General features: G+C 61.8%; 21 protein-coding genes. 12 read left to right on the top strand and 9 right to left on the bottom strand.

From position 1 onward, the window contains the following. Positions 1-25: 25 nt before the first annotated feature. Entirely contained in the window at positions 26-505 is a 480-nt protein-coding gene (locus FGE21_RS10865; protein WP_139663309.1) for an Lrp/AsnC family transcriptional regulator, read from the bottom strand. Between the two features lie 224 nt (positions 506-729). On the opposite strand from FGE21_RS10865, the gene cobA reads away from it, so the two are divergent. From cobA to FGE21_RS10835, 6 genes are all read left to right on the top strand, one after another. Next, positions 730-1,497: a uroporphyrinogen-III C-methyltransferase gene (gene cobA / locus FGE21_RS10860; RefSeq protein ID WP_255731519.1), complete on the top strand. Its 768-nt coding sequence runs from the start codon at positions 730-732 to the stop codon at positions 1,495-1,497. Further along, positions 1,497-1,805 (top strand): DUF2849 domain-containing protein, encoded by a 309-nt coding sequence (locus tag FGE21_RS10855; protein WP_139663307.1) that lies wholly within the window; start codon positions 1,497-1,499, stop codon positions 1,803-1,805. The genes cobA and FGE21_RS10855 overlap by 1 nt, the downstream gene beginning before the upstream one ends. Then, positions 1,798-3,465 (top strand): nitrite/sulfite reductase, encoded by a 1,668-nt coding sequence (locus tag FGE21_RS10850; protein ID WP_139663306.1) that lies wholly within the window; start codon positions 1,798-1,800, stop codon positions 3,463-3,465. Before FGE21_RS10855 ends, FGE21_RS10850 begins: the two co-directional genes overlap by 8 nt. Before the next feature lie 3 nt (positions 3,466-3,468). Beyond that, positions 3,469-4,230 (top strand): phosphoadenylyl-sulfate reductase, encoded by a 762-nt coding sequence (locus FGE21_RS10845; protein ID WP_139663305.1) that lies wholly within the window; start codon positions 3,469-3,471, stop codon positions 4,228-4,230. A gap of 3 nt (positions 4,231-4,233) precedes the next feature. Beyond that, complete coding sequence (locus tag FGE21_RS10840) at positions 4,234-4,638, top strand: DUF934 domain-containing protein (RefSeq protein WP_139663304.1); 405 nt, start codon at positions 4,234-4,236, stop codon at positions 4,636-4,638. A gap of 115 nt (positions 4,639-4,753) precedes the next feature. Beyond that, positions 4,754-5,608 carry a ferredoxin--NADP reductase gene (locus tag FGE21_RS10835; protein WP_139663303.1) on the top strand — a complete coding sequence of 285 codons (855 nt, stop codon included), beginning with the start codon at positions 4,754-4,756 and terminating at the stop codon, positions 5,606-5,608. Positions 5,609-5,939: 331 nt separating this feature from the next. Here FGE21_RS10835 and FGE21_RS10830 read toward each other — a convergent pair whose 3' ends face one another. Next, positions 5,940-6,635: a hypothetical protein gene (locus FGE21_RS10830; protein WP_255731510.1), complete on the bottom strand. Its 696-nt coding sequence runs from the start codon at positions 6,633-6,635 to the stop codon at positions 5,940-5,942. 192 nt (positions 6,636-6,827) lie between these two features. On the opposite strand from FGE21_RS10830, the gene infC reads away from it, so the two are divergent. Next, the gene (infC, locus tag FGE21_RS10825) at positions 6,828-7,376 is read left to right on the top strand and encodes a translation initiation factor IF-3 (protein WP_139663302.1); all 549 of its coding nucleotides are present in this window, start codon (positions 6,828-6,830) and stop codon (positions 7,374-7,376) included. A 172-nt stretch (positions 7,377-7,548) separates the two neighbouring features. After that, entirely contained in the window at positions 7,549-8,187 is a 639-nt protein-coding gene (locus FGE21_RS10820; protein ID WP_139663301.1) for a methyl-accepting chemotaxis protein, read from the top strand. Between the two features lie 86 nt (positions 8,188-8,273). On the opposite strand, the gene FGE21_RS10815 is transcribed toward FGE21_RS10820, so the two are convergent. The 7 genes from FGE21_RS10815 to FGE21_RS10785 form a co-directional block, all read right to left on the bottom strand. Then, a complete protein-coding gene (locus tag FGE21_RS10815; protein WP_139663300.1) occupies positions 8,274-9,062 on the bottom strand; it encodes a xanthine dehydrogenase family protein subunit M in 789 nt (262 codons plus the stop codon). Positions 9,063-9,152: 90 nt separating this feature from the next. Continuing rightward, positions 9,153-11,531 carry a xanthine dehydrogenase family protein molybdopterin-binding subunit gene (locus FGE21_RS10810; RefSeq protein WP_139663299.1) on the bottom strand — a complete coding sequence of 793 codons (2,379 nt, stop codon included), beginning with the start codon at positions 11,529-11,531 and terminating at the stop codon, positions 9,153-9,155. Between the two features lie 167 nt (positions 11,532-11,698). Continuing rightward, a complete protein-coding gene (locus FGE21_RS10805) occupies positions 11,699-12,184 on the bottom strand; it encodes a (2Fe-2S)-binding protein (RefSeq protein WP_139663298.1) in 486 nt (161 codons plus the stop codon). Positions 12,185-12,320: 136 nt separating this feature from the next. Continuing rightward, on the bottom strand, positions 12,321-13,322 hold the full coding sequence (locus FGE21_RS10800; protein WP_139663297.1) for a molybdopterin-binding protein: 1,002 nt from the start codon (positions 13,320-13,322) through the stop codon (positions 12,321-12,323). Then, complete coding sequence (locus tag FGE21_RS10795; protein ID WP_176695416.1) at positions 13,319-14,320, bottom strand: XdhC family protein; 1,002 nt, start codon at positions 14,318-14,320, stop codon at positions 13,319-13,321. Before FGE21_RS10795 ends, FGE21_RS10800 begins: the two co-directional genes overlap by 4 nt. Positions 14,321-14,443: 123 nt before the next feature. Beyond that, positions 14,444-15,700 carry a VWA domain-containing protein gene (locus FGE21_RS10790; protein ID WP_139663295.1) on the bottom strand — a complete coding sequence of 419 codons (1,257 nt, stop codon included), beginning with the start codon at positions 15,698-15,700 and terminating at the stop codon, positions 14,444-14,446. A 177-nt stretch (positions 15,701-15,877) separates the two neighbouring features. Further along, the gene (locus FGE21_RS10785; RefSeq protein WP_139663294.1) at positions 15,878-16,825 is read right to left on the bottom strand and encodes a MoxR family ATPase; all 948 of its coding nucleotides are present in this window, start codon (positions 16,823-16,825) and stop codon (positions 15,878-15,880) included. A gap of 240 nt (positions 16,826-17,065) precedes the next feature. Between FGE21_RS10785 and FGE21_RS10780 the strand changes: the two genes are divergently transcribed. The 4 genes from FGE21_RS10780 to FGE21_RS10765 are packed head-to-tail and all read left to right on the top strand — an operon-like array spanning position 17,066 to position 22,236. Beyond that, positions 17,066-18,097, top strand: a complete 1,032-nt coding sequence (locus FGE21_RS10780) for a glycosyltransferase family 2 protein (RefSeq protein ID WP_139663293.1) — start codon at positions 17,066-17,068, stop codon at positions 18,095-18,097. Next, on the top strand, positions 18,094-18,753 hold the full coding sequence (locus tag FGE21_RS10775) for a sulfotransferase (protein ID WP_139663292.1): 660 nt from the start codon (positions 18,094-18,096) through the stop codon (positions 18,751-18,753). Before FGE21_RS10780 ends, FGE21_RS10775 begins: the two co-directional genes overlap by 4 nt. Next, the gene (locus tag FGE21_RS10770; RefSeq protein ID WP_139663291.1) at positions 18,753-21,146 is read left to right on the top strand and encodes a glycosyltransferase family 2 protein; all 2,394 of its coding nucleotides are present in this window, start codon (positions 18,753-18,755) and stop codon (positions 21,144-21,146) included. The genes FGE21_RS10775 and FGE21_RS10770 overlap by 1 nt, the downstream gene beginning before the upstream one ends. 1 nt (position 21,147) lies before the next feature. Next, positions 21,148-22,236: a glycosyltransferase family 2 protein gene (locus FGE21_RS10765; protein WP_139663290.1), complete on the top strand. Its 1,089-nt coding sequence runs from the start codon at positions 21,148-21,150 to the stop codon at positions 22,234-22,236. The last annotated feature ends 53 nt before the right edge of the window (positions 22,237-22,289 follow it).

Here is a 22,289-nt window from a genome sequence, read left to right as displayed (position 1 = left end):
CCTGCCGCCGTCAGTCTCCTGCTCTTCAATCGACCCGGATCTGATCCAGCGGCAGGTGGGTGGTGGACTTGATCTCTTCCATCGACAAAAGCGCGGTCACATTGTGCACCCGCACCTCGGAAATCAGCGCCTGATAGAACTTGTCATAGGCGCGCGCATTCTTCACCCGCACCTTGAGGATATAGTCGATGTCTCCTGCCAGACGATGCGCCTCCTGGACCTCGGGACGTTCCTGCAGCGCCCGCAGGAACCGCGCCTGCCAGTCCGCCTCATGTTCCGAGGTGCGGATCAGCACAAAGAAACAGGCCTCAAACCCCAACGCCTCGGCATCAAGGATCATGGTCTGGTTTCCCACCACGCCCGCTTCGCGCAGTTTGCGGATGCGATTCCAGACCGGGGTCTTGGAACTGCCCACCTGCTTGGCGATTTCGTCCAGCGATTGCCCCGCGTCGCGCTGCAGTTCGGCCAGAATTTTCTTGTCGGTGGCGTCTATCCGCACTGTCATTCCAAATTTCTCCCATGGCGAGGACATCCGGACTGCACCCCTCTCAGGGCCGGGACACGTGTCCTTATTTCCCCACGCATATAGCGATCAGGTGGGAATATTTCCTATATCTAAGCTCAAGTCAAACACCAGGAACGGATCTACAGATGCCGCGTGACAGCAGCCATATCCCCGCCCCCCTTTCGCCCCTCCCCGGAGCAACAGGTGTGATGTGCCCCGGTGTGATGTGCCCGGGTGTGGTCGCCTTTGCAGGCTCCGGCCCCGGCGATCCTGATCTGCTCACGCTCAAGGTCCTGAAGGCCCTGCAGGAGGCCGATGTCATTCTCTTCGACCGGCTGGTGAGCGCCGAGATCATGGCGCTGGCCCATGATGGTGCTATCCTCGAAAACGTCGGCAAGGAGGGTTTTGGCCCCTCCATGGCGCAGGAAGACATCTGCGCCCGCCTTGTGCATCACGCCCGGAAGGGCCGCAAAGTGCTGCGCCTCAAATCGGGCGACCCCAGCCTTTTTGGCCGACTGGACGAAGAGCTCACCGCCTGCGAGACGGCGGATGTTGGCACGGTCATCCTGCCGGGGATCACTGCCGCCTCGGCCGCCGTTGCCGCCATTGGCCAGAGCCTGACGCAACGGGGGCGCAATTCCTCCGTGCGGTTCCTGACCGGCCATGACATGAAAGGCTTTGCCGATCACGACTGGGCACAGCTGGCCCGTCCGGGCGAAGTTGCCGCCGTCTATATGGGCAAGAAATCCGCCCGTTTCGTCCAGGGGCGCATGCTGATGCATGGGGCTGATCGCGCCACCCCCGTGACCGTGGTCGAAAACGCCTCCCGCGCCGATCAGCGCGTGCTGGCCACGACCCTTGATCAATTGCCCGCCGATCTGGCTGCCGCTGACTTTGGCGGCCCGGCGCTCACCTTTTTGGGGCTGGCCCCGCGCCAACACGCCGCCGCCCTGCCCCACCTTCGGGACCAAACACAGATGGAGCTTGCCTGATGCCCCGCGCTTTCACACCCAAAGTGGTCACCGCCAACGATCTGCTGGAAGGCGACGTGATCTATCTCACTGCGGCCGGTGGCTGGACCCGTGAACTGTCAGAGGCCGAACTGATTGTCGACGAGGCCGAGGCCCAGCTGCGTCTGCTGGATGCCCAGAGCCAGCCCAAGATTGCCGTCGGCGCCTATCTGGCCGATGCCAAGGCAGGCGAGCAGGGACCAGAGCCCACCCACTTCCGCGAGGAATTCCGCCGTACCGGCCCCTCGAACTACCGCCACGGCAAACAGGAGGCCGCAGCCAATGTATAAGTACAACGACTTTGACACCGCCTTCCTTGCAGAACGCAATCGTCAGTTCCGTGCCCAGGTAGAACGCCGTATCGACGGCGCGCTGACCGAGGACGAGTTCAAGCCGCTGCGCCTCATGAACGGTCTCTATCTGCAATTGCACGCCTATATGCTGCGCGTGGCGATCCCCTATGGCACGCTCAACCCCGATCAGATGCGGGCGCTGGCGCTGCTGGCCCAGAAATGGGACAAGGGCTATGGCCATTTCACCACCCGCCAGAACATCCAGTACAACTGGCCGAAACTGAAAGACGTGCCGGACATGCTGGACGCGCTGGCAGAGGTGAACCTGCACGCGATCCAGACCTCGGGCAACACCATCCGCAACGTGACCGCCGACCATTTCGCCGGTGCCGCCGCCGATGAGATCGAAGATCCCCGCCCGATTGCCGAGCTGATCCGCCAATGGTCCACGGACCACCCGGAATTCCAGTTCATGGGCCGCAAGTTCAAGATCGCCGTCTCTGGTGCTGCCAATGACCGCGCGGTTCTCAAGGCGCATGACCTGGCGGTGAAGATCGTCCGCAATGACGCGGGCGAGATCGGCTATCAGGTGCTGGTGGGCGGCGGTCTGGGCCGTACCCCCATGATCGGCAAGGTGCTGAACGACTATGTCGCGGCCGACGATCTGCTGCCCTACATCGAGAGCGTGATTTCGGTCTGGAACCAGCTTGGTCGCCGCGACAACAAATACAAGGCCCGCATCAAGATCACAGTGCATGAACTCGGGCTCGACAAGATCCGCGAGCTGACCGAAGAGCGCTTCGCACAGGTGCGCCCGACCTTTGGCGGGGCCGATCAGGCGCTGTTTGAGGATATCAAACGCCACTTTGCCGCACCCGACTTCCGCGAGGGTGGCACCGAGGCCTATGACGCCGCCTATGAAAGCGACCCGGTGTTCCGCGCCTGGGCCGATACCAACCTCGCCGCCCACAAGGCGCCGGGACATGCAATCGCCACGATTTCGATCAAAAAGCACGGGGCGACGCCGGGCGACGCCACGGCCGAACAGATGCGTGAAATGGCCGACATCGCAGAGGCCTATGCCTATGGCGAGCTGCGCATCAGCCACGAGCAGAACGTGATCCTGCCGCATGTCCACAAGAACGACCTGCCGGCCATTCACGCCCGCCTCAAGGCGGCGGATCTGGCGACCGCCAATATTGGCCTGATCTCGGACATTATCGCCTGCCCCGGCATGGACTACTGCGCGCTGGCCACCGCCCGCTCGATCCCGGTTGCTCAGGAAATTGCCACCCGCTTTGAGGACCTGAAACTCGAGCATGACGTGGGTCACCTGCAGATCAAGATCTCGGGCTGCATCAACGCCTGTGGCCACCACCATGTGGGTCACATCGGGATCCTTGGTCTGGACCGCGCCGGGGTGGAGAACTATCAGATCACCCTCGGCGGCGACGCAACAGAGACAGCCGCCGTCGGCACCCGCACCGGCCCGGGTTTCGCCTATGACGAGATCGTGCCCGCAATCGAGCGCATCATCACCGCCTATCTTGAGCTGCGCGAGAGTGAGGAGGAGACCTTCCTCCAGACCTACCGCCGTGTTGGCATGGACCCGTTCAAAGCTGCGCTCTATCCCGCAGCCGAGAAAAAGGTGGCCTGAGCCATGGCCCGTCTCGTTCAGGATATTCAGGATCTTCCCGGCGCAGCCCGCGTCGGGGAGGATCTGGCCGAAAAAGTGAGGGCGCTGAACACGCGCTTCAAGCACCATTCGGCCACCTCCGTGATGGAGGGCGCCCTGAGCGATGCCGGGAATGTCGCTCTGGTGTCCTCCTTTGGTGCGGAATCGGTGGTGCTGCTGCATATGGCCGCCGTGATCGATCCGATGGTGCCGGTGCTGTTTGTGGATACCGAGCTGCTGTTCACGGAAACGCTGGTCTACCAGCAAGAGGTGAGCGAGCGTTTGGGGCTGCGCAACATCCGCGTCATCAAGGCCGATGACATCGCCGAAAAAGACCCCTATGGCGCGCTGCGGTTTTCGGATACCGATGCCTGCTGCAGCCTGCGCAAGACCATCCCGCTGCAAAAGGCGCTCGCGGGCTATGAAGGCTGGATCACCGGACGCAAACGGTTCCAGTCCGGCACCCGCGCTGCCCTCGATTTCTTCGAGGTCGAGGATGGAACGGGCCGCATCAAGGTCAATCCTCTCGCCCATTGGGCCCCCGAGGATGTGCGCGCCTACATGGATGAAAACCGCCTGCCCCGTCACCCGCTGGTGGCCAAGGGCTATCCGTCGATCGGCTGTGCCCCCTGCACATCGCCGGTGAAGGAAGGCGAAGACCCCCGCGCCGGCCGCTGGCGCAACCAGAACAAGGAAGAATGCGGCATCCACGTGGTGGATGGCAAATTCATCCGTACAGGAGCTTAAAAGATGAGCGTTATCGTAACTGACGCGGGCTTTGCCCATGATGACTGGACCGGCGGTTTTGAGGGCGCAACTGTGCTCGATATCGCATCTGACACTGACCCGGCGAGCCTCAAGGACCAACTCGGCGGTCTCGAAATGATCCGGGTCGACTTCCCGTCTTTTGCTGATGGGCGCGGGTTCACCATTGCGCGGATGCTGCGTCTCATGGGATACACTGGACGTCTGCGGGCCAAAGGTCATGTGATCTCCGATCAATACGCCATGGCCCGCCGTGTGGGATTTGATGAGGTGGAAATTTCAGATGATCAGGCCACCCGCCAACCCGAAGGCGACTGGCTCTCTCGTGCCAACTGGCAGAGCCATAATTATCAGGCCCGCCTGCGCGCTCAATCCAACGCAGCGCGCTAAGCCAGCCCAAAAACCAGAATCGTCAGCCCCTGCCTGCCCGGCGCAGGACGGGTTTACCTGACTTGAATCAATGCTTAATCAGAGGTGTCGGCCCATGACTGTCGGCAAGAACTAGATGAACGAGATTGCACCCGTGACCGATGCTGCCGCCCCGAAGGCGACCCCAACCCTGCCCGACGCCCAGACCGTCACCGAAGTGAAACACTGGACGGACCGGCTGTTTTCTTTCCGCGTGACCCGGCCTGCCTCGCTTCGCTTCCGCTCTGGCGAATTCGTCATGATCGGCCTGATGAACGATCCCGACCCGAAGACCGGCAAGGTCAAGCCGCTGCTGCGGGCCTATTCCATCGCCTCGCCCAGCTGGGACGAGGAAATGGAATTCTATTCGATCAAGGTCCAGGACGGCCCGCTGACATCCAAGCTCCAGCACATCAAGGTCGGGGATGAGATCATCCTGCGTCCAAAGCCCGTCGGCACCCTGGTGCATGACGCGCTGATCCCCGGCAAACGCATCTGGTTCTTTGCCACCGGCACGGGCTTTGCCCCCTTCGCCTCGTTGCTGCGGGAACCTCAGACCTATGAGGATTATGACGAGGTCATCATCACCCACACCTGCCGCGAGGCGGGCGAGCTGCAGTACGGTCACGATTTGATCGAGAGCCTGAAGACCGACGAATTGCTGAACGAGCTGATTGGCGATGGGTTCTGGAAGAAGATCAAATACTACCCGACCACCACACGGGAAGAGAGCCCCAAGATGGGCCGGATCACCGATCTGATGCGCTCGGGCGAAGCCTTCGAGGATCTCGGTGTGCCGCCGCTCAATCCGGAAAGCGACCGCGCCATGATCTGCGGCAACCTCGCGTTCAACCTTGAGTTGAAGGACCTGTTTGAGAACACATATGGTCTCGAAGAAGGTGCCAACTCCAAACCGGCCCATTTCGTGGTGGAAAAGGCGTTTCTCGACTGACACCGGTCTGCCGCGGGGGTGACCCTGCGGCGATGCCCTGCGGGCGCGGCTGTGTTCAGGCTGCTGTCCGCAAGGCAGACCCCGCAAGACAGGCAGAGACCGGGCTGCTCCGGTTCGATTTCACCGCCCTCATGACCCAAGTCATATCAGGTCGCGAGGGCGGTTTTCCGTTCCACTTCGGTCCCACTCTGTGGATCAGGATTGTGTGGATCAGGATTGTGTGGTCAGGATTGTGTGGTCAGGATTTCGGCCTCCTGCGGCCGGATCACTCACACTTGACCACTCAGACTTGATCATTCGGACCTGATCACGAGGACCTGAGCACGAGGGCTCAGAAGCCCAACGCGCTGCGGGCTTGCTCCAGTGCGACCTTCAAAAGCTCCGGATTGTCCCGGGCCTGGGTGATTGCCGATTTCACGGCCACTTTCTTCAGCGGGTCGAGATCGGACCCGTCGATCATCTCAATCACCTTGTCGTAGTTGAACCCGTCAGCCGTCAGGAAACTGGCCGCCGTGTCCGCCCCGTCGGCAGCGACGCCTGCTTCGGCCTCTACGCTCGCAGATGCGGATGTGTCCCCTTCAGGCAGGGCATCTGATACGGCGTCCGACAGAGCGTCCGACAGACCCTCCTGCGCCGACTCCACCGCCGAACTGGCCTCCGCGCCGAGCGCAGTAGCTTGTTCCTCAATGTCTTCGACTGCGTCTTCCAGCGCCTCTGCAGCCGCGTCACCGGCATCCTGAAGCACCTCTTCCGCCTCGGTCACCGCGTCTTCCGCTTCTGTGACCGCCTCCTCCACGTCGGCCTCGACCTGAACCTCGGTTTCCGCACTGGCAGAGGGCGCGGGTGCGGTCTGTTCGTTTGCGGCCTCCGTGGGGGCTTCGGTCAGGCCCTCTTCCTCAGAACGATTCAGATACCAGACGCCCCCCGCGACGGCGACGAGGGCGACCGCGAGACCTACTCCTGCGATTTTCATGGCAATGCTCTCCCATGGCAATGTCCCGACAAGGGACGTTATGGAATTGTTCATCAACCTTGCCGTGCGATCCGGCAAGGGGGAAGTCTTTGGCAGCGCTCCCCGGGCCAGGTTCCGCCTGAGCTGGCGCATAAACGAGAATTATCGCGCCAATCGGAGGAACTGCGGCGTTTCCACCTTGCATGACGGCCCCACACCGCTTAAATTCTGCACTCGAAATTCTGCAATTATCAAAGGATAGAACCCATAGCTCGCAGACCTCATAACGCGCCGCCAACCCGTGAAACCGGCCCGCGCGTCAACGACAAAATTCGCTCTCCCGAAATTCGCCTGATTGGTGCAGACGGCGAAAACGTAGGCGTGGTGCATCCCGCGAAGGCCATGCAAATGGCAGAAGAAGCCGGGCTGGATCTGGTTGAAATTTCGCCGAATGCCGCCCCGCCGGTCTGCAAGATCATGGACTATGGCAAGTTCAAGTATGAACAGCAGAAACGCGAAAGCGAAGCGCGTAAAAAGCAAAAGATCATCGAGGTCAAAGAGGTCAAGTTCCGTCCGAATACGGATACCAACGACTATGACGTGAAGATGCGGAATGTCTTCAAGTTCCTGGAAAACGGGGACAAAGTGAAGATCACCCTCCGTTTCCGCGGTCGCGAGATGGCTCACCAGAACCTTGGTCGTGAACTGCTGGAACGCGTTGCTGTTGACGTAAAGGAAATCGGCAAAATCGAGAATATGCCGAAGATGGAAGGCCGTCAGATGATCATGATGATCGGTCCGCTTCCTGCAAAATAGATCCCCTCCGGGATCTTCACGATTGCCACCAAGGCCCCGCAGATTGATGCGGGGCTTTTTGTTTTCGTCTCTCCCCTTTTGTCTCTGAATCTCTTAAATGATTGTTTTCGTTATCGGAGCCTTAAGATAATGCGGCGTAGGATGGAACATCATCCTCAAGAACGGAATTCGTATGAGCCTCATCGACATCCAGAGTAAAGCCGTCATGGCCATTGGGCCTTGCCGTATCGCCTCCCTATCCTTGGTGGCGTTGGTGCATCAGGATGCCGATGTCACGGGACATGAACCCAGCGAACGCGCACTACAGCTGTCAACGACCCGGATTACCACCGCATATCGGATGATCACCAACGATCTGATTGTTCAGCTGGCAGAGCAAGACTACGAAATGCCTCCGGAATTGGAGGCCAGACGTCTGGCCTGTGTCGAGGCACTGACCCCCTTGCACGAGGCGGTCGAGGGTCATGACGGCGCCGTCATAGCCCGCATATCTGCTATTCCAAACGTAGCAGAATTATGCCTTCATTCGCTCGAACCACTGACTTCAAGATTTCTCGACGACCTGGTGGCGCAACTCACGAAGGTTCAACGTGACCGGGAAGCAAAACGATCCGGCGAAATGCTGGAGGCGGTCAAGAATGCCGAAGCGGTAGGCCGCAACATCCGTCTGATTGCTTTCAACGCGTCTATCGAGGCAGCGCGTATCGGTGATCAAGGCAAAGGCTTTGCCGTTATTGCGACCGAGATCCGGACCCTTGCCGACCGGACACAATCCCTGCTGAACAATATCGCGACGTTCTTGCGGGCCTGAACTGCAGCCTTCAGATACCGCGCCTAGAGCGCCAGTGCACAGAACAATGGCGCCCTAGGCGGTTTCATATCCGCACGTTCACTGCGTCACGCAGAGGCTGAAACTGCGCGTCTGGTCATCACATTTACCAAATGGGCGCGGTATGCTTTCGTACCGTGAATGTCTCCGATCATCCCATCTGCATCGACCGTCAGAGTGGAAATCGCGTCCGGCGTGAAATTCGCCGTCAACGCCGCTTCCGCCTCGGCCCAGCGAAAAACGCCCTCTTCTGATGCGCCGGTTACGGCAACACGCACGCCATCCGCAAATCGCGCCACAAAGACCCCGACCATTGCAAATCTCGATGCCGGCTGGACGAACTTTTGGTAGTTGGCGGCGTCTGGGATCGGAAACTTCACCGCAACAACAATCTCCCCCTCTTCCAATGCAGTGGTAAACATACCCTGGAAATAATCATCTGCGGCCAACTCCCGGATGTTGGTCACAATGGTCGCGCCCGACCCCAGCGCGGCCGCCGGATAACAGGCAGCAGGATCGTTGTTCGCCAGAGATCCGCCGATTGTCCCCCGGTTTCGCACCGCAGGATCGCCAATCTGCCCCGCAAGAGCCGCCAAGGCTGGATAGGCCCCTGCCCCCGACGCCACCTGCGCATGGGTGACCGCACCACCAATCACCAACGGGCCATCCCCCTCCAAGCGAATGCCCTGCATCTCAGCCACACCGCTCAGGCTCACCAGAGTTGTCGGCATCGCAAGGCGTTGCTTCAGCGTGGGGATCAACGTCTGCCCGCCGCCCAAAGCCTGTGCGTCTTCCGTGCTCAATGCGGCAACGGCCTCAGCGACGCTCGCCGGGCGTGTGAACTCGAATTCATACATCACATATCCTTTCCAAAAACCGGCGTCCGGCTTTCATCTTTTCCTAAATACCTCGGGGAGCGCGAGGGGCAGAGCCCCTCGTTCCCGCCCTCATCCCTGCATCGCGGCCCAGACCCGAGCCGGCGATAGTGGCATATCGATATGGGTCACATCCTTCCCCGCAGACCGCAGCGCATTCACCACCGCATTGACCACCGCGGGCGGTGAACCGATAGCCCCTGCCTCGCCACAGCCCTTCACCCCCAACGGATTGTGGGTACAGGGCGTCTGGCAGGAATGATCGACCGCGTAGAACGGCACATCGTCCGCCCGTGGCATCGCGTAATCCATGAACGAGGCCGACAACAGCTGGCCATTTTCATCATAGACACAGCCCTCCAGAAGCGCCTGACCGATCCCCTGGCCAATGCCGCCATGCACCTGGCCATCAACGATCATCGGATTAACGATATTGCCGAAATCATCTGCCGCAGCAAACCGTTCGATGCTGACTTTGCCGGTTTCCGGGTCCACTTCGACCTCGCAGGCATAGGCGCCTGACGGATAGGTGAAGTTTGCCGGATCATAGAATGCGGTCTCCTCCAGCCCGGGCTCGATTTCTTCCAGCGGGTAGTTATGGGGCACATAGGCGGCCAGAGTCACATCCCCCCAGGCGACCGATTTATCGGTCCCTGCGACGGAAAACTGTCCATCCTTAAGCTCGATATCCGCATCTGCGGCCTCCATCAGATGGGCTGCAATTTTCTTGGCCTTGGCGATGATCTTCTCGGTGGCCCGCACCATCGCCGATCCCCCCACCGCGAGCGACCGGGAGCCGTAGGTCCCCATGCCCATCGGCGCATTGTTGGTATCGCCGTGCTCGATCTCGACCATGTCTTCGTCGATGCCGATCATGGACGCAATCACCTGCGGAAAGGACGTCTCATGCCCCTGCCCGTGACTATGGGAACCGGTCATCACAACAATCCCGCCGGTGGCATTTACACGGACAGTCGCGCTTTCATAGAGCCCGGCCCGGGCACCGAGCTGGCCAACCAGGTTTGAAGGCGCGATCCCGCAGGCTTCAATATAGCAGTTGACGCCAAGCCCTCTGAGTTTCCCCGCCCGTTCGCTCTCGGCGCGGCGCGCCGCAAATCCGGCAATGTCGGCAATCTCTTCCAGCTTGTCCATTGTCGCGACATAGTCGCCGGTATCATATTCCACCGCCACCGGCGTGGCATAGGGAAACTCGGTGATGAAATTCTGACGGCGCAGCGCGATCGGATCGACCCCCAGTTCCAGCGCCGCCTTGTCAATGACCCGCTCCAGCTGGAAGGTTGCCTCGGGACGTCCGGCACCACGATAGGCATCCACCGGCACAGTGTTTGTAAACACTGCTTTCACATTCACATAGATCAACGGTGTCTTGTAATTGCCGGCCATCAGCGTGCCATGCAGCCAGGTCGGCACGGAGGGCGCAAAGGTGGACAGATAGGCCCCCATATTGGCGAGCGTATCGGTCCGCAGCGCGGTAAAGTTGTTGTCCGCATCCAGCGCCAGTTCGATCTTTGTGACATGGTCGCGACCATGGGCGTCGCTCATGAAGGCCTCAGAGCGCGACGACGTCCATTTGACGGCGCGGTTCAGTGCCTTGGCGGCAAAGGTGCAAAATGCTTCCTCGGCGTAGTGAAAGATCTTTGACCCAAAGCCACCGCCGACATCCGGCGCCACCACACGCAGCTTGTGTTCAGGAATGCCAAGGACAAATGCGCCCATCAAAAGACGGATGACATGGGGGTTCTGGCTGGTCGTATAGAGCGTCGAGTCCCCTGTGGCGCGATTGAAATCCCCGACCGCAACACGCGGCTCCATCGGATTTGCGACCAGACGGTTGTTGACCAGCTCCAGCGAGGTGACATGCGCCGCCGCGTCAAAGGCCGCATCAACCGCCGCCTTGTTTTCCTCGACAAACCCCCAGTCATAACAGAGGTTTGAGGTCAGATCGTCATGTACCTTCGGCGCGCCCTCCGCCAATGCGGCCTTCATGTCGACGACGGCGGGCAGCTCTTCGATGTCGAGCTCAATCGCCTCGGCCGCGTCACGGGCCGCCTCTGCGGTCTCTGCAACCACGGCGGCAATCGGGTCTCCGACGTGACGGACCTTGCCCTGGGCCAGCACCGGATGCGCCGGCTCCTGCATCACCTCGCCGAAACGGTCAGTCACCTGCCAGCCGCAGGGAATGCTGCCCACCCCTTCGAAATCCGCGCCGGTAAAGACCCGAAGCACCCCGGGCATGGCGGCGGCAGCGGCGGTCTCAATACTGGTGATCCGGCCATGCGCCACATCCGAACGCAGGAAATGCACATAGGCCTGGCCATTCAGATTGATGTCGTCGGTGTAATTGCCGGTTCCGCTCAGGAACCTGATGTCTTCGCGCCGCTTGCTGGCAGCACCGATGCCGCTCTCCTTGGCGTCAATATCCTTAGGCATAGTCAAATCTCCTCCCAATGGATCTCAGACCTCGGCGTCAGGGGCCATGGGGTCGGGGGCTCCTCTTCCCCTGATCGCAAGGCCTGACCGATCGGTCTGTCCGAATATCTCGGGTGACACGGGGCCCTTGGTGAAATACGAGGCCCCGACGCTCAATCCTGATGGCGCTATTCTGCCGCTATGGCAGAGACATCCTGCCCCGAGGCCGCCATGATCGCCTTTACAATGTTGTGGTAGCCGGTGCACCGACACAGGTTCCCTTCGAGATAGTGCCGAATTTCGGCCTCGGAGGGCTTTGGGTTGTCTTTCAACAACGCAGCAGCGGACATCACCATGCCGGGCGTGCAAAAGCCGCATTGCAACCCATGATGTTCCTGAAACGCCGCCTGAATGGTGTTGAGCGTACCGTCTGCGGCAGCCTGACCTTCGATGGTTGCGACCTCTGCCCCTTCGGCTTCGAGGGCCAGCATGGTGCAGGATTTCACTGCCTTGCCGTCCACATGGACCACACAGGCACCGCATTGGCTGGTATCACAGCCCACATGGGTGCCGGTCATGCCCAATGTCTCCCTCAGGAACGACACCAGCAAAGTGCGACCTTCGACATCACCCGATGCGGGTTTGCCGTTCACGGTCATCGTGACCTTCGTCATAAATTCCTCCCTAGCTGAATTCTAAAATATCTGGCTGGCTACAGTTAACCACGCGTAAAGAATTGGTGCGAGGAATTTTTGCACCTGCCGCCCCGCTGCGGCGCAGATCAACGGGGTTGACGGCAGGCGAGGCCACTCACGCGGTGTCCTCACGTCGCGGGCGTGGGCGCGTCGGGATTTCTTTCAACAGGCCCCCCACCCCCATCGCGGCAATATCGAAGGAGGAAACAGGGATCCCGCAGGCCACCCGCTCGAACACCCAATCGGCTCCGTTCAGCGCAGGCGAGCGCGCACATCCCGGCAGGCCAATCACCGGCCTGTCGCCAAGATGCCCAAGAAACAAGAGGTTACCCGGATCAACCGGCATTCCGAAACGCGTCATCGCGCCCCCCGCCTGTCGCAGGGCTTCGGGTGCCACATCCATCGGATCGGAGGTCGCAGACCCCGTCAAAATCAACAGGATCTCGCCCGGAGCCTGGCGCAGGGCCGCGGCAATCTCCGAGCTCTCATGGCGCACCACCACACGGCCGCTGAGGTCGATGCCCATCCGCGCCAGCCGCCCCGCCATAGCTGCGCGCCCCTTGTCGGACGGGATATCTTCGCTGACGCGGGTTTCGATCAAAGTCGCGGTGCGAAAGACCGGCGGCAGCACCCGGATCGCCCCGGCGGCGGCAGCCATGGCGCTCTGCAGATGCGTTTGCGACACCGCATAGGCGATGATCTTGATCGTTGCGATCATGCCGTCAGCGTCTACCCGGTGATACTCCGGCACCGTGGCCACAGAAATCATCGGATCGACACTGTTGATGCCCATGATCCGCGCAGTCTCGATCCGCACCACGCCCGGCGTCGTAGCATAGAGATTGACCCGCCCGGCCCCCGCACCCGAGATCCGCAGGCCCAGGGTCTGTGGCTCAGGCGCGATGGCCTCGGCCAGCTGTTGTGCGGCGCGATCCTCGTGTAGATCGCCCGGTTCCAACCGCGCCACGATGACCTCGTCGTATCCTGCCGCCTGCAGCGACGTCACATCCTCGCGCCCCAATCTGGTGCCCTTGGCGATGCGGCCGCCCGCCCCTTGCAACGAATGCGCAAGCAGGCAGCCCTCGGCGTTCTGAACCGAAACCGGCCCAAATTTCATGCCGCTTTGCCCCGCAGCACCGCCGTCATCTCAGCCAGAATCGACAGGGCGATTTCCGCCGGGCTGGCGGCGCCGATATCCAGCCCGACAGGCCCGTGAATGCGCGCGATATCCTCCTGCGAGAAGCCGGCGCCGATCATCCGTTGCCGTCGCTGACCATGGGTGCGCGAGGAGCCCAGCGCGCCAATATAGAAACAATCCCCGCGCAGCCCGGCCTCCAGCGCGGGATCGTCCAGTTTCGGGTCATGTGTCAGCAAAACCAGCGCCGTTCGGGCATCCAGGCCAAGCTGCTCCACCGCCTCGTCGGGCCAGTCGTCGAGGATCGTCTCGCCGGGAAACCGGTCGGCCGAGCCGAAAGCCGCGCGCGGCTCGATCAACACCGGGTCATAGCCTGCAATCCGCGCCATCGGCACCAGCGCCTGGGCAATGTGAACCGCACCCACCACAATCAGCCGCAGAGGGGGATTGTGCACAGCCACAAAGGTCTCGCCATCCTCCTCCACGCCGGAGCGGTCTGTTTTCATCCGTTCAGGGTAGGAGGCCGGGTTCACCAAACGCCCCTCTCCGCTCTGCAGGTTGACCTCATAGGCCAGCGCCCGCCGTTCGCTGCGTGCCAGAACCAGCGCCTCCAGCGTCTCTTCCGCCAGGGTTTTGCCGACCGGTTCCAGCAACACCCGGATGGTGCCACCACAGGCAAGGCCCGCGGCAAATGCATCCTCGTCGCTGACCCCGAACTCCAGCAGCTTGTGAAGACCCTTCTGCAGGGCGTCCTGCGCTTCGAGGATGACAGCCCCCTCAACGCAGCCACCCGAGACCGAGCCCTCCATGCGGCCGTCGCCCGCCACAACCAACTGTGCCCCGGTGCGGCGCGGGGCCGACCCCCAGGTCTCCACCACAGTGGCCAGCACCGCGCCTGTTCCCGCGCGGTGCCAGGCGAGCGCGCGCTCGGGCGCCGCATCAAAACGAGATGTCTCAACCTGTTCAGTGCCAGATGCCATGCCAGATGCCATGAAGATCCCCCGGTGCCTGTTGTTCATTTGAGCTGCGTGACAGGTTGTGCCTGACGCAACAGAGTTCAAGGTCAAATCGTGTCCGCCCGGCCGCCCGCACGGATCGCGCTCTCATAGCATGGCCATCAACCGGGCCTTGTCGCCCGCATCTTCCGGGCGCGATATGACCTCGGCCAATTCAGCGAGAGATGCGATGTTGTGCCCGGCCCGAAAGCTGTCCACATGGGGCAGCATAGCACGTATTCCCTGTGCGCGAGGGGCAAAGCCGTCCCAGCGCATCAGGGGATTGAGCCAGATCACGCGCCGGGCCGAAAGCTGCAGGCGCTGCATCTCCTGCGCGAGATCCTCGGGCTGCTCGCGATCCAGCCCATCGGTAACCAGCAGCACAACCGCCCCCGATCCCATCACCCGGCGGGACCAGTCCCGATTGAAGTGATGCAGACAGGCCCCGATTCGAGTTCCCCCTTGCCAGTCCTGCGCCTCGGATCCCGCCGCCGCGAGCGCCGCGTCAACGTCCCGCTGCGCCAGGTGGCGGGTGATATTCGTCAGCCGCGTGCCGAAGGTAAAGCCGTATACCCGCGACCAACCCTGACCCTTGGCATTGGCAACCGCATGCAGGAAATGCAGAACCATCCGGCTGTATTGGCTCATCGAGCCGGAGATATCGCACAGCACGACAAGGTTCGGCCAGCGCTCGGCCTGTGCGACCCGGGCGATCCGGTGGATGTCGCCACCGGTGCGCCCAGCGCTGCGCAACGTGCGCCGCCAATCCGCCCGCGCGCCCAGCAAAGACGCCCGAAGGCGGCGCGTTTTCAAGGGCTTCACAGGCAAGCTCAACCTCGACAGAAGGCGTTTCGCTTCCGCCACCTCCGCCGTGCTCATCTGCTCGAAATCCAGCGTCTTCAGCCGTTCCTGCGGCGATAGGGTCAGGCTGGCGTCGATCTCGATCTCGGTGCCGTCACTCTCCCTGTCCCCGCCCTCCTGCGGCTCATCCGGACCCTGCCCGTCCAGTAGCGCCTCCGCCGCGCGTTTTTCGGCCGGTTTGGCCGCGCGCTGCTCCTGAACGCCCCGGATCGCAGGCAACATCGCGGCCATCATATGTTCAAGATAGCGTGGATCACGCCAGTAGAGACGAAAAACCTGTGCAAACACCACGCGGTCCTCTGGCCGGGACACAAAACAGGCATGCAGCGCCCAGTAAAAATCCCTCCGTGAGGTGAACCCCGCCGCCGAAATCGCCTCCACCGCATCCATCACCCGGCCAGTTCCCACACGCAGCCCGGCCTTGCGCAGCGCCCGTGCGAAATGGGTGATATTGGCCACCAGTTTTGGATTGTCCGGCAAGCTGAGCGGGGCATATTCAGCCATTGTGACACCGCGCGTCCCATGACATCCGATACTCCCGCGCGGGACTGGCTCTCCCGCAAGGCATCCTCGGCGGTACTTTCAGCAGCACCGTCAGCAGCACCTTCGATGCGGCCACCAGACGGGCTATCAGCGGGCCACCCGCTCGGACCCCCGGGTCGTCGCCGGACTGTGCTCCGGTCATGCGGGACGTCCTTCCTGTTCGGGCAGCGACGCACGGGCGGCATCGAGAATTCGTTTCGCCTCCGATCCCTGCAGCCTGGCGATGTCATCCTGATACTTCAGGATCGCGCCCAAAGTGTCGGCGATCACCTCGGGGCTGAGGGTGACCACATCCAGCGCAAGAAGACAGTTCGCCCAGTCGATGGTCTCCGCCACGCCGGGTTTCTTGAACAGATCCTCGGTGCGCAGCGCCTGAACATAGGCCACGACCTCCCGGCTCAGCGCGGTGGCCGCGTCCGGCACCCGCGCGTTCAGAATATCCAGCTCCCGATCGAAATCCGGGTAGTCCACCCAGTGGTACAGGCACCGGCGCTTCAGCGCATCATGCACCTCGCGGGTGCGGTTGGAGGTCAAAATCACCATCGGCGGCTCCGGGGCCTTGATGGGGCCCAGCTCGGGAATCGTGACCTGATAGTCGGACAGGGCTTCCAGCAAGAACGCCTCGAAGGGCTCATCCGTGCGGTCGATCTCGTCAATCAACAGGATCGGAGCCCCGGCCGCATCCGGCTGCATGGCCTGCAACAGGGGGCGTTCGATCAGATACTCGCGTGAGAACAGCTCCGCCTGCAGCCCCTGCCGGTCGGCCTGCCCGGACACCTCGGCTGTGCGGATCGCCACCATCTGCGCCGCAAAGTTCCATTCATAGACCGCGCTGGCGGCGTCCAGCCCCTCAAAGCACTGCAGCCGGATCAGGCGACGACCGGTCACCGCCGCCAAGGCCTTGGCAATCTCGGTCTTGCCGACCCCCGCCTCGCCCTCAAGAAACAGGGGGCGACCGAGGCGCACCGACAGATAGAGAACCGTCGCCAGGGCACGCCCACAGACATATCCCACCTGGGACAGCGCCGACTGCACCTCATCGATGGAAGAAAACTCCGGCCAATCGCGCCCTTTTTCACCCGCCATATCGTACCGTCTCCCCCTGGCTTCCGCTGGTCTGGAGCTAACAGGCCACGTGCACCCCCCTCCCGTCAAGCGGAGCGGCAGCAACAGATCGCCGCGATCCGCGCGCCACTGATTGACGTCAGGCCGACCCGGATGCGACAAGACGGGCGCGTCCGCATGCCAATCCGAGCGGCGTCAGCCCCGCGTCGCAGGTGACGCGCGGCGCCGGGGATCGGGCGAGGGGAAGAAGGGACAACGGCCATGCGCATCACTGCGGTGACATGCGTCAAGAACGAGGGACCGTTCCTGCTGGAATGGATCGCATACAACAGGCTGATCGGGGTGACCGATTTCCTGTTCTATTCCAATGACTGCAGCGATGGCTCGGATGCGTTGCTTGAGGGCCTGGCCGCGCGCGGATACGTCACCCATCTTCCAAATCCGGCGGCAGGGCGGGCCTATCAGATGGAAGCTCTCAGGGACTGCGCCCATCAGCCGGTGGTCCGGCAGGCTGACTGGCTGTGGATCGCCGATGTTGACGAATTCCTGAACATCCACACCGGCGATCACACCATCCCCGCCCTGATCGAGGCCTGCGCCAACCCGCAGGCGATTTCGCTGACGTTTCAGTTCTTTGCCAATGCCGGGATCACGGGCTTTGTGGATCGGCCGGTCATCGAACAATTTACCCGCTGCCATAACCCGGACATCTGGTGCGGCGAGACCGCGATCGAGGTCAAGACATTGGTGCGCCGTGATTTTCCGCTTGGCTACTACGGGGCCCATCGCCCGTTCCTGCGCAAGAACACCCCCGCAGACAAACGTCCGCCATGGACCGATGGCAGTGGCCGCGCGGTCCCGCACCGCTTCCTCACCGCCGCGACAGAGCGCCGCATCCGCAAGTTTCCCGCCAAGGGCGCGCGGCAGTTTGCGACCCTCAACCACTACGCGCTGCGGTCTCTGGACAGTTATCTGGTCAAGACCGACCGGGGCGATGTCAACCGGGAGCATCGCGCCTTTGACGACACCTATTGGCGCGAGCGCAATGACCCGGCCTGGGAGGACCGCTCCATTCATCGCCTCCTGCCCGCGCTGACGGCGGAGATCGCGCAGTTGAAATCCGATCCGGAGATCTCCCGCCTGCACGAGATCTGTGTGGCAGGGCACCGGCAGCGGAGGGATCAATTGCTGACCCGAAAGGACTATCAGGACATGCGGCTGCACCTACAAAGCGCATCCCCCCTGCCCCCCGCAGAAGAGGCGATGCTCCTGCGTCTGGGGTTGATGCCGTGAGCCTTGAAATCATCAATCTCGGCCTGCCCAAATCCGGTACGACAACGCTGAAACGGGCGCTGACCGAGGCCGGCTATTCCGTGGCCGACCACCGTGTCAAATCGCTTGAGGACAAGACCAACCCGGCGGACCGCGTGTTCGTCGGGGCGCTGATGTATGAGGGGCTCTATAAATACGGCGACCCGGCCGCGCTGTTCAAGGGGGTTCAAGCCCTGTCGGAAATCAGCTCCATCTACGGCGGCCACTCGATCTGGCCGCAATGCGATCATGCCATGTTGCTGGCGCTGCGCAAATTGCATCCCGAGCTGCGGTTCGTTGCCACCCGACGCGACACCGAAGCGCTGGCACATTCGATCATGCGCTGGAGCAACCTTGGCACCCAGCGCATCCCGCGCTCGACGGTGCCCGGGCTGCCCCCCGGCTATGGACATGAGATCGACGAACAGATGATCTGGATCGATGGCCACTACGAGGCGCTGGCCCATTGGTTTCGCGACGACCCGCTCTATCTGGAGCTGGACGTGGCCGCGCCCGATGCCGCCATGCAGCTGGAACGCTTTCTGGGGCGGGAAATACCCTGGTGGGGACAGGCCAACATCAATCCCAAAGACCGCGAGACAGACCTCCGGCCAGCCCCCCCGAAAGAGCCGCTCTGATGCGTATTTACCTCCATATTGGTCTGGCGCATGTGGGCGCGGACCGCCTGCAATCGGTGCTGCGGGCAAAGCGTGATCAGCTGTTGGCCGGCGGGGTTCTGGTGCCACGGGCCGCCGGGGCGCAGAACCATACCCGGCTGTTCATGGCGGTGACCGACCCCGATCATATCGACACATTGCGCTACAACCGCGGCTATATCACCGAAGCGAAACAGGCTCAGCTGCGCGACAGGCTGACCGAGGCGCTGAGCCGGGATATTGCCAACCACCGGCCTGACAGTCTGATCCTCTCCGCGCATCAATTGGGCACCCGGATTTCACGGTTGAGTGAACTGCGGCGACTGCAAGCCATGTTGCAGCCCCTGTCCGGCGACATCCGCATTATTGCCCATGTGGACGCTCAGGCCCGACTGTTGCCGCAGATCTATGCGGAACAGATCCTGGAGGGGCGGAGCGCGGCTCTTGCACGGGATCTCGACCTGACCCGACAGGACAGCTGGTGGCAGGCCGCATTGGAGACATTCCCGACCACCGATCCCCGCGCAGGTCAGTTCAGCGAGATTCAGGGCGCGCCATTCTGGCTGGATTTCAGCGCGTTGCAGCACTTCTGGGAAGAGGTCTTTGGAACCGGCTGCTTCAGCTACCGGCCCTATGACGCGGCGCTCTTTGACAGCGCCGGGGTGACGGACGAGATCAAAACGGCCTTTGATCTGCCAGGGCCGACCGGCAGGGCCACCGCCGTCAACCGCCCGGCCCCGGCCTCTGCGGCCTGGCTGACGCGGGGGCGGCAGTTCAACGCTCTGCTGCTGAAGCTGCTGGCGCGGGGCGACCATATCCTGCCGCGCAAACTGTGGCGTCAGATGATCCAGGATTTGCACATCGACGGGGACGCGATTGATCCGGCCGATCTGGGCGCGATCACCCGCTATTTTGCCAAGGACACTGCGCTTCTTTGTGAGCGTCACCCGGCCCTGCGGCCGGCGCTGTTCGATCTGCCCGCCACGCCGGGCGAATGGCAGGAAGCCGATCCGCAGATGGGGTTTCGTGCCTCGCAATACCTGACCGCCTTCCTGCACCGGATCGAGAAGGCAACTCAGGACGAGCGCGCCGCGCGCGAGGGCGAACTGCAGGCGCAACGTCACCCTGGCGCGGCGCATCAGCGGCAGCATGGTGTCGCACAGGCAGAGGCCGCTCAACCGCAGGCCGGATTGTCAGCCACCGCCCGCCACATGATGCCGCCCCGTGCAATCGAGAATTTTGAACAGCTGCAGACCTCCTCGTTCAAGCCACACAACAGGATCGGCACCGTTGACGAACAGACGCCTGCCGCCCCCTATGGCGAAATCCCCCCCCGCACCCTCGCCCCCGGACAGAGCGGCAATGTCATCGTCGGCTGCATGAAAAACGAGGCGCCCTATATTCTGGAATGGATCGCCTATCACCGCATGATCGGGGTCGACAGTTTTCTGATCTATACCAATGGCTGCACCGACGGGACGTCGGAAATTCTGGGGCGGTTGCAGGACCTTGGTCTGGTCCAACATCGCGCCAACGACAACTGGAAGGGCAATTCCCCACAGCAGTACGCGCTGAACCAATCGCTCCGGGAACCGCTGATCAGAAACGCCGATTGGGTGATCCACATCGACGTGGATGAGTTCATCAACGTGCGCTGCGGCAACGGAACCCTCGCCGATTTCTTCGCCCATGCGCCTGACGCCACCAATGTCGCCATGACATGGCGTCTGTTCGGGCACAACGGCATCTCCGGGCTCTCGGATCAGCCGGTGATCGCGCAATTTGACCACTGCGCCCCGCAATTTTGCCCGAAACCGCACACGGTCTGGGGCTTCAAGACCATGTTCAAAAACATCGGCGCCTACAAAAAGATCTCCTGTCACCGGCCCAACAAGCTTGAGGAAGACAGACGCGGCAGCGTGAAATGGGTCAATGGGTCGGCGCGGGACATGACCACCGAGGCCGTGGACAATGGCTGGCGCAACTCAAAGAAATCCATCGGCTATGACCTGCTGCAGCTCAATCACTATGCGCTGCGCTCCGCCGAGAGCTTTTTGGTGAAACGTCAGCGCGGCCGGGCGTTGCATGTGGATCGGTCCATCGGGCTCAACTACTGGATTCGCATGGATTGGAACGATCACAAGGATGTCACGATCCAACGCAACCTGCCGCGCCTCGAGGCCGAGATGTCCCGTCTGCTCCGGGACCCCATCCTGAAGCGCCTGCATGACGACGGCCTTCAGTGGCATCGCGACAAGGCCCGGGAATTACATCTGATCCCGGAATTTGAGTCCCTTTATGCCCAGGCGCTGCAGATCAAGCTGAGTGCAACAGAACGCGTTGCCTGGTCGCTGGCGCTGGATATGGAAAGCTGACATGCGTACATTGGCCGTTCTGACCGTTCGCAACGAAGCCGCCTTCCTGCTGGAGTGGCTGGCCCATCACAAGGCCGTTGGGTTTACCGATTTTCTTGTCTTTTCAAACGATTGCGACGACAATACGGTGGAGCTCCTGGACCGGCTCGACGCCTTGGGTCACCTGGCCCATGTGGAAAACAACGCCCCCCACGACAAGAGCGGCATCCAGTTTTCGGCAATGAAGCGGGCCGACAAACACCGGCTGGCGAAACGCGCCGATTGGATCTTGGCATTGGATATCGACGAATTCGTCAATATCCACGCCGGTCAGGGCCAGTTGGCCGACCTGTTTTCCGCCCTGCCCGAGGCCGATGCCATCACACTGACCTGGCGGTTGTTCGGCAACGCGGATCAGGTTCGATACCAAGGCGAAAGGATCACCGACCGCTTTACCCGAGCGGCACCGGGGATCATGCATTGGCCCTGGCGCGCATCGATGTTCAAGACTCTGTACCGAAACAACGGAGTGTACCGCAAAATCGGCATTCACCGTCCCCGGAGCCTACGCGATGACGCAGCCCTCGATGGTTTTCGCTGGTTCGACTGCGTGGGCCGTGAGTTGATGGGCGACTTCAAGACCAAGCGGGTGTTCTCCAACTACGGACAGGATAACTACGCTCTCGCTCAGCTCAATCATTATCCGCTGGGCGCGATGGAGAGCTATATTCTGAAGGCCGACCGGGGCCGAGCGGTTCATTCTGACCAAATGCTGGATATCGACTATTGGGTCGAGCGCAACTTCAATACGGATGAAGACACCACGATCTCGCGCTACCGACCGGCGCGGGATGCGATCATGGCGATGTTTCTGGAAGACACGCAGTTGGCCGAGCAACAGGAGCGCGCCGTGCAATGGCGCAAGGACCGGTTCATGGAGCTGATGCGGGAGGAACCCTTCCGGGCCCTGTTCGGCCGTCTGATGATGACGCCCCCCTCCCGCCCGGTCAGCGACGTCACCGGACGCACGCTTGCGGGCTTCGCCACCCTTGGCCGCCGACAAGCGCGTGCGACCGCGACGACCTCCGGCGCGCCAGATGCACAGGATTGACCCCATTGGCCGATCGTTATCCCTGTTTTGGCAACAGTAGTCGGCAATTGGGC

Origin of the sequence: Phaeobacter sp. B1627, from assembly GCF_006265095.1 — a bacterium.
In the GTDB taxonomy this organism is placed as follows: Bacteria; Pseudomonadota; Alphaproteobacteria; order Rhodobacterales; family Rhodobacteraceae; genus Epibacterium.
Note: the sequence above shows the minus strand (reverse complement) of the source record. Positions and strands in the feature narration are given on the sequence as shown.